Below are 11,869 nucleotides of genomic sequence, written 5' to 3'. Positions count from 1 at the left end.
CTAAGAGGTCGTTCGCTTTCCGAATGCCGTGTGCGGATTCCGCTGGTCAGGCATGAGATTGCGGCTGTGGCGGGAGTCTCGACTCGTTGCTGATCGAGTCGGCGTGGGGGTGGCAGATGCCGTCGATGCGGGCGGTCCTGGAGACGCGGCGGAGGGCTGCTGCCGTGCGAGTGGAGGAGCTCGAAGCCGAACTGGGGCGTTTGCGGGCGGACTTGGTGGATGCCGAGGAGGTCCTCAGGCTTCGGACGATCGGCCTCCAACAGTATCTGGAAGCGCTCGCCGAGGAGGAACAGCCGGCCGAGACGGTCGTTGGCGCGTCGCCGAGGAAGCCGGTGGGCCCGCGCCGTGCCGTGCCGCATCGGGAGAATGCGGCCGGGGTCGAAGACCTGTCGGTGGACTACCGGGCGCTGATGGCTGCCGCGGCTGAGGCCGGGGGTGACGGGTTGGGTGCCCGGCGGGCGGCCGTGGTACTCGGCTGGGACAGCGCTTCGGCCTCACGCGTCGAGGGTGCGAGAGCACGGCTGAAGCGGCTGGTGGAACGAGGCTGGCTGGTGGAGGCAAAGCCCGGGAGGTTCACCCTGCCGGCAGAACAGCGCATTGATGACGCTGTGCGGCCAGGCGGCGGTTCATGAGGGCGATCATCGACCAGCGGATGACGGCTTCGCTCGTGTCGGTGCGTCGTTCGTAGTCCCGGACCAGGCGGCGGCTGCGCGGAAACCAGGCGAAGGACCGTTCCACGACCCAGCGGCGGGGCAGTGGCTGGAACCCGCGGGCGTCCTCGCTGCGGCGGACGATGTCGAGGACGAGCCCGAGATGCTGGCTGGTCCAGTCGGTGAGGTGGCCGGTGTAGCCGCCGTCGGCCCAGACCCGCGCCAGCCGCCGGAAGCGGTCGGCCGCCGCCGACAGAAGGGACCGGGCGCCGTCCCGGTCGGTCACGGATGCCGGTGTGACCAGCACGGCCAGGAGGAGTCCGAGCGTGTCGGTGAGCAGATGCCGCTTGCGACCGTTGATTTTCTTGCCCGCGTCGAAGCCCCGTGAGCCGAAGGTGACGGTGGCGTCCGCCTTCACCGACTGCGAGTCCACGACCCCCGCGCTCGGCTCGGTGCTGCGGCCTTCGCCGGCGCGGACGGCTTCCCGCAGCCGGTCGTGCAGCTCGGTGACCAGTCCCGTGTCCCGCCAGCGGGCGAAGAAGGCATAGACGCGCGGCCAGGGCGGGAAGTCCGCGGGCATCGCCCGCCACTTGATGCCGTTGTCGACGAGGTAGCGCACTGCGTCGATCATCTGCCGGTGGCAGTAGCCCTCCGGACGCCCGCCGCGGCCCGACAGCCAGCCCGGAACCGGCAGCAGATCCTTCACCACGGCCCACTCGGCATCGCTCATGTCCGAGCCGTATCGGGGTCGGCGCTGCGGCCGGTCGACCGCGTTCCCGAACCTGTGGGCGAGGCAGTCACACCCACGAGTGGACGAACTGGACTCGGCAACCAGGACCACGCGACACTTCGACAACAGGGCCTCTTGCTTCTCGCTGGACTCGACATCCGCGAGCTACCAAGAGGCCCTTCCTCCATGCACTCACCCCGGACGACTCACCCGAACCAGGCTCCCGTTCGAACCTGTCCGACCGCGCGAGCGGATAGAGAACAGGCAGTAAAAGCCGTGGAGCCGACCGCCCCAGCCATAGCGGGTTTTCCTGCCTCGCCCGCATGCACGCAGCGCGCCGCCGGGCGTGGCCGCCGCTGGCGAAGACAGGGCGGCGGCCCCGCCGACAAGGCGGCGCGCGCCCGAGCCGTGCGCGGGCCTTGATGAAGTAGAGAAAGTCTTATCCCGCTGGGATGAGGTGCTTGCCGTCGTGGCTGCGTACGTGCGGCCCGTTGCCGTCCAAGGCGTCCAGGAGCCTGACCGCGAAGACCTCGGACATGCGCTCGCTGACCTCGTGCGGAGTGAGCCATGAGACGGCCGTGGACTCGCTTGATGTACGCTCGGCGCCCCCGGAGGGCTTGCAGCGGAAGACCAGGGCCACAATGCCGCGGTTCAAGTTCTTGTAGACGCCAGTGAGTTCGTCTACCTCGACGTGGATGCCTGTCTCCTCCAGGACCTCGCGGGCTACGCCGGCCTCGGGGGTCTCGTTGAGTTCGAGGATGCCGCCGGGGAGTTCCCAGGTGCCGTTGTCGGCTCGGCGGATCGCCAGGAGGCGGCCGTCCTCGCGCACCACTACTCCGGCCACGGACACGGAGTGCAGGGGGGACGGTGTCGCTTCCTGTGGTTGACTCATGTAGAGGAGCATAGGAGGCGGGGAAGGACTATGGGAACTGCGGCTGGAGGGGTCGGTTCCGGGCCTCGGTACGTGCAGATCGCGGACGAGATCGTGCAGCAGATCCGGGCGGGGGTCCTGAAGCCTGGCGACATGGTGCCGAGCGAGTCTGAGCTGGTGGACCGCTACGGCGTGTCCGGCGGGACCATCCGTAAGGCCATGGTCGAGGTGCGGGCGAGCGGGCTGGTCGAGACCCGGCACGGCAAGGGCTCGATCGTGAAGGACCGGCCTCCGGTGCGGCACCGTTCCTCCGACCGCTTTCGGCGCTCGCTGCGGCAGGGTGGGCAGGCGGCCTATCTTGCGGAGTCCGCGCAGTCCGGTGCGGCGGCCAAGGTCAGTGTTCTCTACGTCGGCCCCATCGAGGCGCCTGAAGATGCCGCGCAACGACTGGGGGTCCCCGCGGGTGCACAGGTGCTGGCCCGCCGGCGCCTCTACTTCCGCAACGGCACCCCGGTCGAGACGGCGACGTCGTACCTGCCCTGGGACGTCGTGAAGGAGATCCCGGAGCTGTTCGCCGAGAATCCCGGCGGCGGTGGCATCTACGCCCGGCTCGAAGACCACGGGCACGAGTTCGCGGAGTTCGTAGAGACCTTGCAGGCGCGGCCGGCGTCGAAGGCAGAAGCCTCCGAGCTGGCGCTCAGCCCCGGTGCGCCGGTGGTCCACCTCATCCGGGAAGCCCGTACGACTGTGGGGCGAGTGGTCGAGGTGTGCGACACCCTGATGGCCGCTGATCAGTTCGTCTTCGAGTACCGGATCCCTGCCGCCGACTGACGCCCGATCAACTTCCCGCAGCCCGTCACGAGTTCTTCTTCGTGGCGGGTTGACTCATGTACAGGAGTCGGGCACTCTTCTTCATGTCACTCATGTACATGAGTGGTGGAGTTCGACATCTATAGAGGAGTGATCTCTGTGCGTCAGATCCCCGTCGACACCTCCGGAGCGGTCGTGATGGTCGCCAAGTCCCCGCAGGTCAAGGTCCGCGACCGGCGTACCGGCGAGATCGCGACCGATGCCGACAGCGGGGCGAAGCTGATGACGGTCGACGTGATGTTCGCGGCGAACGAGGAGGTAGAGATCCTCTCCATCACCGTTCCGGAGCCCGGCATCTCCGGCGAGCTGGCCATGGGCACGCCGGTCGCGCTCACCGGTCTGATCGCCCGGCCGTGGGAGAACGACTTCAACGGTCAGAAGCGGCACGGCATCGCGTTCCGCGCGGTCGCGGTCACGTCGCTGGCCGATGCCGCCGCAGGGCCCAAGGCGGCCTGATCATGACCGGCTTCGCGGTCGCCCTGGTGCTGGTCGTCGCTGCCGTGGGTCTCCTGCGGTGGCGGCGTCCCGCCTGGTACTGGTTGACCTTCGGGGTCACGCTGGCCGTGGTGCGGGTCCTGGTCCGATACGGCTCCGTCATGGACGCGTGTGGGTTAACCGTCCCGCCGCCGCGGTGGCGGCTCGCCCTCGCCCGTGTCACCAACCGGCCGATACCGGAGTCCCGTTCCCCGCGCATCCTGCGGCTGCGGCCGACACGTACCGGCCTGGTCCTCCGGTTGAAGCTCCGGCCCGGACAGGACGCCTTCGACGTCGCCGCCGCCTCGGACCGGCTCCGGCACTCGTTCTCGATGTACGGCGTGACCTCGCGGGAGCTGCGGTCCGGTGTCGTAGAGGTGCGGATGACCGGCTACGACGTGCTCAAGCGGGTGCAGATGCCGACCGAGAAAGAGACTCGGCCGATGCGGGTGCCGGTCGCGCTGCGGCAGGACGGCTCGGTGCACTACCGCGCCTATCGCGCGATACCTCACGCCCTCACCCTCGGCGCCACGGAGTCCGGCAAGTCCGTCTACCAGCGCAACCTGGTCGCCGGCCTCGCGCCGATGGACGTCGCCCTCGTCGGCATCGACTGCAAACAGGGCGTCGAACTGTTCCCGCTGGCCCGTCGCTTCTCCGCGCTGGCCGACGACCCCGACACCGCTGCCGAAGTACTCGATGCGCTCGTGGAACGGATGAAGCACATCTATCAGGTCATCCGGGCTCAGCAGCGGATCACCGCTGACGTGCCGGACGCGGAGATCGCTGCCGATATCTGGGACCTGCCCGATCACCTGCGCCCGGTCCCGGTCGTGGTCCTGGTCGATGAAGTCGCCGAACTCGCCCTGTACGCCAACAAGGAGGAGGAGAAGCGCCGGGACCGCATCATCACGGACCTGGTCCGCCTCGCCCAGCTCGGCCGCGCGGCCGGCATCTACCTCGAAATCTGTGGGCAACGCTTCGGCTCCGAACTCGGCAAGGGCATCACCATGCTTCGAGCCCAGCTCACCGGCCGCACCGCCCACCGCGTCAACGACGAGACCTCCGCCAACATGGCCTTCGGTGACATCGCCCCTGACGCCGTACTCGCCGCCATCCAGATCCCGGCCGAGACACGAGGGCTCGCCATCGCGGGCGACGCCTCCGGGGGCTGGCACCGCATTCGTGCCCCGCACACCTCGCTCCGACAGGCCGTGAACATCTGCAACCGGCATGCCGACCGGACCCCAGAACTGCCTGAGCTGGCGCCCTTCCGTCCGAGGCTCCCCGGCTCCGACGCCATGCCGGTGTCGCTGGCCAAGGCTTCCTCGGCCACCACCTGATCCCTGCCGAATCCCCACGGCCGGTGCGACCGCCATCGCACCAAGTCCCTACCCCGTCATGCCCAGAGAAGGAGAACCCTCCATGTGCCCGAACTGCGGGGACTTCTACCGGACCGTGTTCCTGCTCGGCCAGCTTGCCCTGTACGCCGACATGGCCGGTGCCGACCTCGACTTCGTGGACGCCGTCACCCCGTCGCTCGTGATCTCGCTGCCCGAGCCGCCGCCCGGCATGCTCGCGGAGGATCGCGACCCCGACGACCCGGGCGACGTCTGATGGGTGCCCGTCACGGCTTCCGCATCGACGCGGTCCTGATTCAGGCTGTCATCGCCGGTGCCCTGTCCTTCGCCCATCTGCACGACCTGGCTGCCGCTGCCGGACAGAACGGCTGGAAGGCGTGGGCCTACCCGGTCAGTGTCGACCTGCTCCTTGTCGCGGCCTGGCGGCGGCTGCGGAGTGAGGGGCCGTCTCGGCTGGCGTGGTGTTGGTTCGTCGTCGCGCTGTGTGCCTCGCTCGGGGCCAACGTCGCAACGGCCGGGTTTCTCGACCTGACCGATCCACCCGCCCCGCTCCGTCTCGGCATCGCCGGATGGCCCGCGCTCGCCTTCCTCGGCGGAACGCTCCTCGCTCATTCGCCGGCTACGGAGTCGAGGCCGGTCCCGTCAGCAGCTGCTGTGGATACGCCGGATGCGGAACCGCAGGACGAGGAGCCAGTACCGGCCGCCGAACTGGGGCCGCCCGCAGAAGCGTTGCCCGAGCCTGCTGCGACGACGGCCCCGGTCGCAGAGGACCCCGTTGCCCCGGCCCCGGCTCCCGCTCCTCCGGTCCCCGCCGTCCTGATCGACCACGCCCGCAAGGTCGCCGACGAGTACCGCACCCGTACCGGATCCCCGATCGACACCGACACCTTGCGCTCCCGCCTCGGCGTCCCGCCCCACCTCGCCGACGCCATCGCCGCCCACCTCACCTGACCAGCGAGGAGACCCGAAATGCCTGCCCGCGACCACTTCCACTCCGTGATGCGGATCGGCCCCGTGCAGATCGGCACGCACCGCGACCGCAACGGCCGGACCAAGCACGCCGCCGTGTGCACCTCCGACGACTGCGGCTGGTCCGCCGACTACTCCAGCCAGTCCGCCGCCCAGCTCGCCGCCCGCACCCACCGCTGCCTCGTCCGTTAGGAGCCCACCGCCATGCAGGTCCCGCTCTGGTGCGCGCTGCTCGCCGTCGGCTACCTCGGCGTCAAGCTGATCCGCCCGCCCGCCTGGCTCATCGCCGTACTCCTGCTCGGCGGATTCCTGCTCGCCGACAGCGTCCTCGGCCCGGCCATCAACGCCTTCGTCAAGTAGCCCGTCCACGAGAGGAGATCACTGATGTTCCGCCCGAAGATCCCCACCATGCCCACGCCGACGGGCTTCAGCGCCCCGCCCGCCGTCATCCAGCCGACCACAGTCATCCAGAACGCAGAGCCCTCGCCGGCTCCGCCGCCGTCCCGGCCCACGATCCAGCTCACCCCGGGCTCCGCGCTCGCCCTCGTCGGCGGCGGCACGGCCGTCGTACTGGTCCTCGGCGCCGTCCTGGTCTCGCTGCTCCTGGCGGTCGCCATCACCGGCGCCTCGGTCGCCGTCTGCGCGGTCGTCCTGCGCTCCCTGCTCGCCTCCGACGCCAAGCGTCGCTGAACCGGCCCCCGGGCGGCCCTGATACCGCCAAGCATCCGCCGCCCGGGAGCCGTCCCTGTCTGATCTCGCAACCGGAAGGAACCCCAAGCATGGCCCACCGCGCCTCATCCGCACCACCGAGGGCGCCCATGCCGGACACACTGCTCGACCCGATCACCCTCGGCGACGTGCTCCGAGTGGCCTCGGCCCCCGACTACGCCCGCTGGGAGGACCAGGTCCGCCGCACCGGCGGCTGCACCGACCCGATCCACCTCACCGGCTGGGTCCTCCACAAGGACAAGACCAGCGGCCAGACCCTGCACCACTACTCCACCGAGAAGGAGCCGGGCGGGCGCCTGCGCCTCGCCTGCGGCAACCGTCGTGCCTCCCGCTGCCCGTCCTGCGCCTGGACCTACGCGGGCGACACCTACCACCTCATCCGCGCCGGCCTTGCCGGAGACGACCGCCGAGACATCCCCGCCACCGTCCGCGACCACCCACGCGTCTTCGCCACCCTCACGGCGCCCTCGTTCGGGCCGGTCCACAACCGCCCCGACCACGGCGCATGCCGCTGCGGCACACAACACGCGCCCGATGCCCCGGAGCTGGGCGCCGCCCTCGACCCGGACACCTACGACTACGCGGGCGCCGTGCTGTTCAACAACCACGCCGGACAGCTCTGGCAGCGCTTCACCACGCGCCTCCGCAGGGAACTCGCCGCTCGTTCCGGGCTGTCTCGCCGTGAACTCGCCGAACACCTTCGCGTCTCGTACGGCAAGGTCGCCGAGTTCCAGAAGCGCGGTGCCCTGCACTTCCATGCCGTCGTACGCCTCGACGGGCCGGAGGGGCCCGGCACGCCACCGCCCGCCTGGGCCACGGTCGACCTCCTGACCGACGCTGTACGTGCCGCCGCAGCGCACACGTACACGTCCGTCTCGGTCCCGGCTGCCGGTGACGAGCCCGCCCGTACCTTCCGCTGGGGCCGACAGCTCGACGTCCGCCCGGTCAAGGCATTCGGCGACGGCTCCGACATCACCGAACAGGCCGTCGCCTCGTACGTGGCCAAGTACGCCACCAAGGCCGCCGAGAACACCGGCACCCTGGACCGCCGCATCGGCGAACTCGCCGAACTCGACCGCCACCAGGTCCCCGACCACACCCGCCGACTCATCACCGCATGCCGTGACCTCGACCCCCTGTACCCAGACCGACGCCTCTGGGCCTGGGCCCACATGCTCGGGTTCCGCGGACACTTCTCGTCCAAGTCGCGCACCTACTCCACCACCCTCGGCGCCCTCCGTCAGGAGCGCGCCGACTACCGGGCCGCGCAAGAGCGAGACGTCCTCGGCCTCGACGACCGTGAGCCGGACACGGTCCTCGTCCTGGCCGACTGGCAGTACGCCGGCCACGGCCACACCCCGGGCGAAGCCACCCTCGCCGCGACCATCGCCCGCAGTCTCCGGACCAACCGTGAGACCGCCCGCGACGCCCTCCTGAACGAAGGGAGCACGGAATGACCACGGCCCTCCGGTCACGACGCACCATGCTCACCCTCGCAGAGGTCTGCGAGGAACTGGCCATCTCCCGCTCGACCTTCTACGACTGGCGGGCCAAGCGCCGCGCGCCGCGCTGCATCAAGCTCCCGAACGGCGACCTCAGGATCCGGCGGAGCGACCTCGACCACTGGCTTGACGACCGTGAGGACGCCGCCTGATGGAGACGACGTACGACGTCAAGATCTACAAGATCCTCACCTACAAGGGCGCCAAAAAGACCACGTACACCGTGCGGTGGACGGTGGCGGACAAGCGCTGGCGTGAGCCTTTCAGCACCGTCGCGCTTGCCGAGGGCTTCCGCTCCGAACTCATCCGCGCCACGGGCAAGGGCGAGGCGTTCGTCATCGCCACCGGTCTCCCGGTGTCCCACCGCTCCAAGTCGGCTGCCATGAGCTGGTACAAGTTCGCGGTCGAGTACGTGGACGCCCGTTGGTCCCAACTCGGCGGGAACAGCCGCAAGAACATCGCCAAGACCCTGACCGCGACCACCATCGCGCTGTTGCGGACCAAGCCCGCCCAGTTCGCACCCGCGGCCGTGCGCACCGCTCTGCGTGAGTGGGCGTTCAACACCAACCGGCGGCCGGACGCGCCGCGAGACGTCGTGGACATCCTCAGATGGGTCGAGCGGAACTCGTTGCCCGTCTCGGCCTGGGAGGACCCGGAGAAGGTCGACCAGGTCCTCCGGTCCATCGACACCCGCCTCGACGGCAAGCAAGCAGCGGCCTGGTCGCGGAAGCGCAATCGCCGGATCCTCAACGTCGTCATGAAGTACGCGATCCGACGGCGCGTCCTGCGAGCCAACCCCCTGCCCAAGGGCAAGGAGTCGACGGCCGTCGTGAAGACCACGAACGCCGTGGACAAACGCTCCTTGCTGAATCCGGAGCAGGCCGCAGCGATCCTCGACTGGATCCGGCGCCGGCCACGCGGCGGCAAGCGGCTCCACGCCTTCTTCGCCACGCTGTACTACTGCGGTCCCCGACCCGAGGAAGCCGTGGCCATGCGGGTGGAGGACGTGATCCTGCCCGCGCCCGACGCCGACGACCAGTGGTGCGAGTTGCTGATCCACACGGCGACTCCGGAGGTCGGGAAACAATGGACCGATACGGGGGAGATCCACGAGCAGCGGGACCTGAAGGGCCGTGCTGAGGGCGAGACGCGCACGGTGCCGGGGCACCCGGCCCTGACGCGCATCCTGAGGCAGCACATCGAGGACGAACAACTCCAGCCGGGTGATCTGCTGTTCCAGGGCGAGTCGGGCGGCATCCTCGCCGGTTCCGTCATCCGCCGTGCGTGGCGAGGTGCGCGTAAGGCTGTACTGCCTCCCCACGTCTTCGAGTCGCCCACCGGGCGGCGCGTGTACGACAACCGGAACACGCGCCTGACCAAGTGGCTCAACGACGGCGTCCCGCCCGCACAGGTGGCGGAGTGGGCCGGGAACAGCGTCGCCGTGCTCCTGGCCACCTACGCCCGCTGTGTCGACGGGCAGCTACCCGATCTGAAGAGGCGGCTCGAAGCGGCTGGAGATCTTCCCTAGGAGTCCCCGGGAGCCGTCCCCTGGCTGATCCGTCGGCCCAGAAACTTCGACACGTATTCGACACGGCCACCCGCGAAAACCCGGTGACAGCCGGACAGCCCCGGAGTCAGTCCTTGATCGTCAGAGGCGCTTCCGGGGCTGACGCGCGCTCGGCCGCACCCACTCTGACCAGCAAAAAGCCCTCCCCGAGGGGAGGGCTTCGGAAGGCGCCCCCGGCAGGACTCGAACCTGCGGCCAAGCGCTTAGAAGGCGCCTGCTCTATCCGCTGAGCTACGGGGGCCTGGTGGCGGGACCAAGGATAAAGCTCCCTGCTTGCCGACCCTGTCGCTTCCCCTCCGTGGCTCAATGTGGAGGTTCGGTGAAGCGGTCCCGATAATCGCAGGCAGGTACGAATCGTGCAGCGCTTTTGGCGTCCGAGGCCGCAGGGTGTTGTGCACTCGTTATGCCTGACCCGCACCCGTGTCCCAGTCGTCCCTTCCGCCCTTTCTGTCCTGTCGGCGCGCAGACATGTCTATATGCTTCAGAATTCCCCTAAAATTGGGCATTCTTCGCATGTGGTGACCTTGGACGTACGGCCCCAGCTGCTCGACACCCTCTCCGCTCTGCGCGACCGTGTCGCCGCCGCACGCTTTCCGCTGCCGCTGGCCGGTGCCCCCCGCGCCCGCGCCAACCGGGACGAGCTCCTCGCCCAGCTGGACGACTACCTCGTGCCCAGACTACGGGCGCCCGAGGCGCCGCTGCTGGCCGTCGTCGGCGGGTCGACCGGCGCCGGGAAGTCGACGCTCGTCAACTCCCTCGTCGGGCGCCGGGTGAGCGAGGCGGGCGTGCTCAGGCCGACGACCCGCACCCCGGTCCTGGTCTGCCATCCAGCGGATCACCACTGGTTCAGCGGCGTGCGCGTGCTGCCCGACCTCGCCCGTATCTGGCTGCCCCACCACGATCCCCGTGACGACGACCTCCTGCCGTCCGCCGACCAGCCCGCGCGCGCCCTGCGCATCGAGACCGCCGAGACCCTTCCGCGCGGTCTCGCCCTCCTCGACGCCCCCGACGTCGACTCCCTGGTCGCCGAGAACCGCGTCCTCGCCGCCGAGCTGCTGTGCGCCGCCGACATCTGGGTGATGGTCACCAGCGCCGCCCGCTACGCCGACGCCGTCCCCTGGCACCTGCTGCGCACCGCCAAGGAGTACGACGCCACCCTCGTCACCGTCCTGGACCGGGTGCCCCACCAGGTCGTCTCCGAAGTCTCCCGGCAGTACGCCGCCCTGCTCACCAAGGCCGGCCTCGGCGACGTACCCCGCTTCACCGTGCCCGAGCTGCCCGAGTCCGTGTGGAGCGCGGGCCTGCTGCCCGCCACCGCCGTCGCGCCGCTGCGCGCCTGGCTCGCCCACCACGCCCAGGACCCCGGCGCCCGGCAGTACGTCATGGCCCGTACCGCCCACGGCCTGCTCGACTCGCTGCGCACCCGGATGCCCGAGCTGGCCGGCGCCGCCGCCGCCCAGTACGCGGCCGCGCTCCGGCTCACCTCCGCAGTGGAAGGCGCGTACGACGGCGAGCACGCCCGGCTCCGGGCCCGCCTCCAGTCGGGTGCCGTGCTCGCCGGGGACGCCCTCAAACGCTGGCGCGCCTTCCCCCTGGACTGCACCGCGGGCGAACTCCTCGACGCCCTGGTGGAGAGCCTGGCCGCGCTGCTGCTGTGCGCCGTCACCGCCGCCGACGAGCGGGTGGCCGAGGCCTGGCAGCGCGAGCCCGCCGCGCAGGCCCCGGGGCTCGCCGGGCGCGATCCCTCCCCGGAGAGCGCCGAGCACCGTATCGGCCTCGCGGTACGGCGCTGGCGGCGCGAGCTGGAGGAGTACGCCGAGGAGGAGGCGGGGGAACTGGAGCGCGCCGTCGCGCCCGACCCCGAGGCCGTGGCCGCCCTCGCCGCCACCGCCCTGCTGGGCGGGCGCCGGGCCCGCAACGCGGGCGAGCGGCTGGCCGACCGGGTCGGCGCCCATGGCGCGCTGCGCCTGCGCGACCGGGCCGAGCGGCTGCTCACCGAGCACGTGGACCGCGTCGTGCACCGCGAACGCGAACGCCGTCTCGCCCCGCTCGACGCCCTCGACATCCACCCCGAGCCCCAGGCCGAACTCATCGCCGCCCTGTCCGTACTGCAGAAGGAGAGGTGACCGGTGACCGCCGTCACTGACCA

The 11,869-nt window shown here is 70.3% G+C and carries 15 protein-coding genes and 1 tRNA gene; 13 read left to right on the top strand and 3 right to left on the bottom strand.

Annotation, left to right across the window (positions count from 1 at the left end; all coding sequences use genetic code 11):
- The first annotated feature begins 125 nt into the window (after positions 1 to 125).
- Positions 126 to 632: a hypothetical protein gene (locus tag ACSP97_RS13445; protein ID WP_440558420.1), complete on the top strand. Its 507-nt coding sequence runs from the start codon at positions 126 to 128 to the stop codon at positions 630 to 632.
- Here ACSP97_RS13445 and ACSP97_RS13440 read toward each other — a convergent pair.
- Positions 574 to 1,380: an IS5 family transposase gene (locus ACSP97_RS13440; protein ID WP_440557657.1), complete on the bottom strand. Its 807-nt coding sequence runs from the start codon at positions 1,378 to 1,380 to the stop codon at positions 574 to 576. The genes ACSP97_RS13445 and ACSP97_RS13440 overlap by 59 nt on opposite strands.
- 439 nt (positions 1,381 to 1,819) lie before the next feature.
- Positions 1,820 to 2,284, bottom strand: coding sequence for an NUDIX hydrolase (locus tag ACSP97_RS13435; RefSeq protein ID WP_440557655.1), 465 nt, complete (start codon positions 2,282 to 2,284; stop codon positions 1,820 to 1,822).
- A gap of 18 nt (positions 2,285 to 2,302) precedes the next feature.
- Here ACSP97_RS13435 and ACSP97_RS13430 point away from each other — a divergent pair, with 18 nt between their 5' ends.
- From ACSP97_RS13430 to ACSP97_RS13380, 11 genes are all read left to right on the top strand, one after another.
- On the top strand, positions 2,303 to 3,082 hold the full coding sequence (locus ACSP97_RS13430; RefSeq protein ID WP_440557653.1) for a GntR family transcriptional regulator: 780 nt from the start codon (positions 2,303 to 2,305) through the stop codon (positions 3,080 to 3,082).
- A gap of 138 nt (positions 3,083 to 3,220) precedes the next feature.
- Positions 3,221 to 3,577 carry an SCO3933 family regulatory protein gene (locus ACSP97_RS13425; RefSeq protein ID WP_440557652.1) on the top strand — a complete coding sequence of 119 codons (357 nt, stop codon included), beginning with the start codon at positions 3,221 to 3,223 and terminating at the stop codon, positions 3,575 to 3,577.
- A 2-nt stretch (positions 3,578 to 3,579) separates the two neighbouring features.
- On the top strand, positions 3,580 to 4,935 hold the full coding sequence (locus tag ACSP97_RS13420) for an FtsK/SpoIIIE domain-containing protein (protein WP_440557651.1): 1,356 nt from the start codon (positions 3,580 to 3,582) through the stop codon (positions 4,933 to 4,935).
- Between the two features lie 82 nt (positions 4,936 to 5,017).
- Positions 5,018 to 5,209: a hypothetical protein gene (locus tag ACSP97_RS13415; protein WP_440557647.1), complete on the top strand. Its 192-nt coding sequence runs from the start codon at positions 5,018 to 5,020 to the stop codon at positions 5,207 to 5,209.
- Positions 5,209 to 5,904, top strand: a complete 696-nt coding sequence (locus ACSP97_RS13410; protein WP_440557645.1) for a DUF2637 domain-containing protein — start codon at positions 5,209 to 5,211, stop codon at positions 5,902 to 5,904. Before ACSP97_RS13415 ends, ACSP97_RS13410 begins: the two co-directional genes overlap by 1 nt.
- A gap of 18 nt (positions 5,905 to 5,922) precedes the next feature.
- Positions 5,923 to 6,114, top strand: a complete 192-nt coding sequence (locus ACSP97_RS13405; RefSeq protein WP_359379846.1) for a mobile element transfer protein — start codon at positions 5,923 to 5,925, stop codon at positions 6,112 to 6,114.
- A gap of 12 nt (positions 6,115 to 6,126) precedes the next feature.
- Entirely contained in the window at positions 6,127 to 6,282 is a 156-nt protein-coding gene (locus ACSP97_RS13400) for a hypothetical protein (RefSeq protein ID WP_440557643.1), read from the top strand.
- A 24-nt stretch (positions 6,283 to 6,306) separates the two neighbouring features.
- The gene (locus ACSP97_RS13395) at positions 6,307 to 6,612 is read left to right on the top strand and encodes a SpdD-like protein (protein ID WP_440557642.1); all 306 of its coding nucleotides are present in this window, start codon (positions 6,307 to 6,309) and stop codon (positions 6,610 to 6,612) included.
- Positions 6,613 to 6,740: 128 nt separating this feature from the next.
- Entirely contained in the window at positions 6,741 to 8,108 is a 1,368-nt protein-coding gene (repSA, locus tag ACSP97_RS13390; RefSeq protein WP_440557640.1) for a replication initiator protein RepSA, read from the top strand.
- Positions 8,105 to 8,305, top strand: a complete 201-nt coding sequence (locus tag ACSP97_RS13385) for a helix-turn-helix transcriptional regulator (protein ID WP_161251410.1) — start codon at positions 8,105 to 8,107, stop codon at positions 8,303 to 8,305. Before repSA ends, ACSP97_RS13385 begins: the two co-directional genes overlap by 4 nt.
- A complete protein-coding gene (locus tag ACSP97_RS13380) occupies positions 8,305 to 9,681 on the top strand; it encodes a tyrosine-type recombinase/integrase (protein ID WP_440557638.1) in 1,377 nt (458 codons plus the stop codon). The genes ACSP97_RS13385 and ACSP97_RS13380 overlap by 1 nt, the downstream gene beginning before the upstream one ends.
- Positions 9,682 to 9,888: 207 nt before the next feature.
- Here ACSP97_RS13380 and ACSP97_RS13375 read toward each other — a convergent pair.
- Positions 9,889 to 9,961: transfer RNA gene (locus tag ACSP97_RS13375), tRNA-Arg, on the bottom strand.
- Positions 9,962 to 10,235: 274 nt separating this feature from the next.
- Here ACSP97_RS13375 and ACSP97_RS13370 point away from each other — a divergent pair.
- On the top strand, positions 10,236 to 11,846 hold the full coding sequence (locus tag ACSP97_RS13370; protein ID WP_355144858.1) for a dynamin family protein: 1,611 nt from the start codon (positions 10,236 to 10,238) through the stop codon (positions 11,844 to 11,846).
- Positions 11,847 to 11,869 lie beyond the last annotated feature (23 nt).

The organism is Streptomyces sp. SCPE 10, assembly GCF_051980735.1.
GTDB classification, from domain to species: domain Bacteria; phylum Actinomycetota; class Actinomycetes; order Streptomycetales; family Streptomycetaceae; genus Streptomyces; species Streptomyces misionensis.
This window is presented reverse-complemented; position numbering and strand designations above follow the sequence as displayed.

What these genes read in the sequence shown, in the direction of transcription:
- ACSP97_RS13440 (WP_440557657.1), bottom strand. Translation starts at nt 1,380, where the DNA reads ATGAGCGATGCCGAGTGGGCCGTGGTGAAGGATCTGCTGCCGGTTCCG.
- repSA (WP_440557640.1), top strand. Translation starts at nt 6,741, where the DNA reads ATGCCGGACACACTGCTCGACCCGATCACCCTCGGCGACGTGCTCCGA.
- ACSP97_RS13430 (WP_440557653.1), top strand. Translation starts at nt 2,303, where the DNA reads ATGGGAACTGCGGCTGGAGGGGTCGGTTCCGGGCCTCGGTACGTGCAG.
- ACSP97_RS13385 (WP_161251410.1), top strand. Translation starts at nt 8,105, where the DNA reads ATGACCACGGCCCTCCGGTCACGACGCACCATGCTCACCCTCGCAGAG.
- ACSP97_RS13380 (WP_440557638.1), top strand. Translation starts at nt 8,305, where the DNA reads ATGGAGACGACGTACGACGTCAAGATCTACAAGATCCTCACCTACAAG.
- ACSP97_RS13400 (WP_440557643.1), top strand. Translation starts at nt 6,127, where the DNA reads ATGCAGGTCCCGCTCTGGTGCGCGCTGCTCGCCGTCGGCTACCTCGGC.
- ACSP97_RS13395 (WP_440557642.1), top strand. Translation starts at nt 6,307, where the DNA reads ATGTTCCGCCCGAAGATCCCCACCATGCCCACGCCGACGGGCTTCAGC.
- ACSP97_RS13420 (WP_440557651.1), top strand. Translation starts at nt 3,580, where the DNA reads ATGACCGGCTTCGCGGTCGCCCTGGTGCTGGTCGTCGCTGCCGTGGGT.
- ACSP97_RS13435 (WP_440557655.1), bottom strand. Translation starts at nt 2,284, where the DNA reads ATGCTCCTCTACATGAGTCAACCACAGGAAGCGACACCGTCCCCCCTG.
- ACSP97_RS13445 (WP_440558420.1), top strand. Translation starts at nt 126, where the DNA reads ATGCGGGCGGTCCTGGAGACGCGGCGGAGGGCTGCTGCCGTGCGAGTG.
- ACSP97_RS13415 (WP_440557647.1), top strand. Translation starts at nt 5,018, where the DNA reads ATGTGCCCGAACTGCGGGGACTTCTACCGGACCGTGTTCCTGCTCGGC.
- ACSP97_RS13410 (WP_440557645.1), top strand. Translation starts at nt 5,209, where the DNA reads ATGGGTGCCCGTCACGGCTTCCGCATCGACGCGGTCCTGATTCAGGCT.
- ACSP97_RS13405 (WP_359379846.1), top strand. Translation starts at nt 5,923, where the DNA reads ATGCCTGCCCGCGACCACTTCCACTCCGTGATGCGGATCGGCCCCGTG.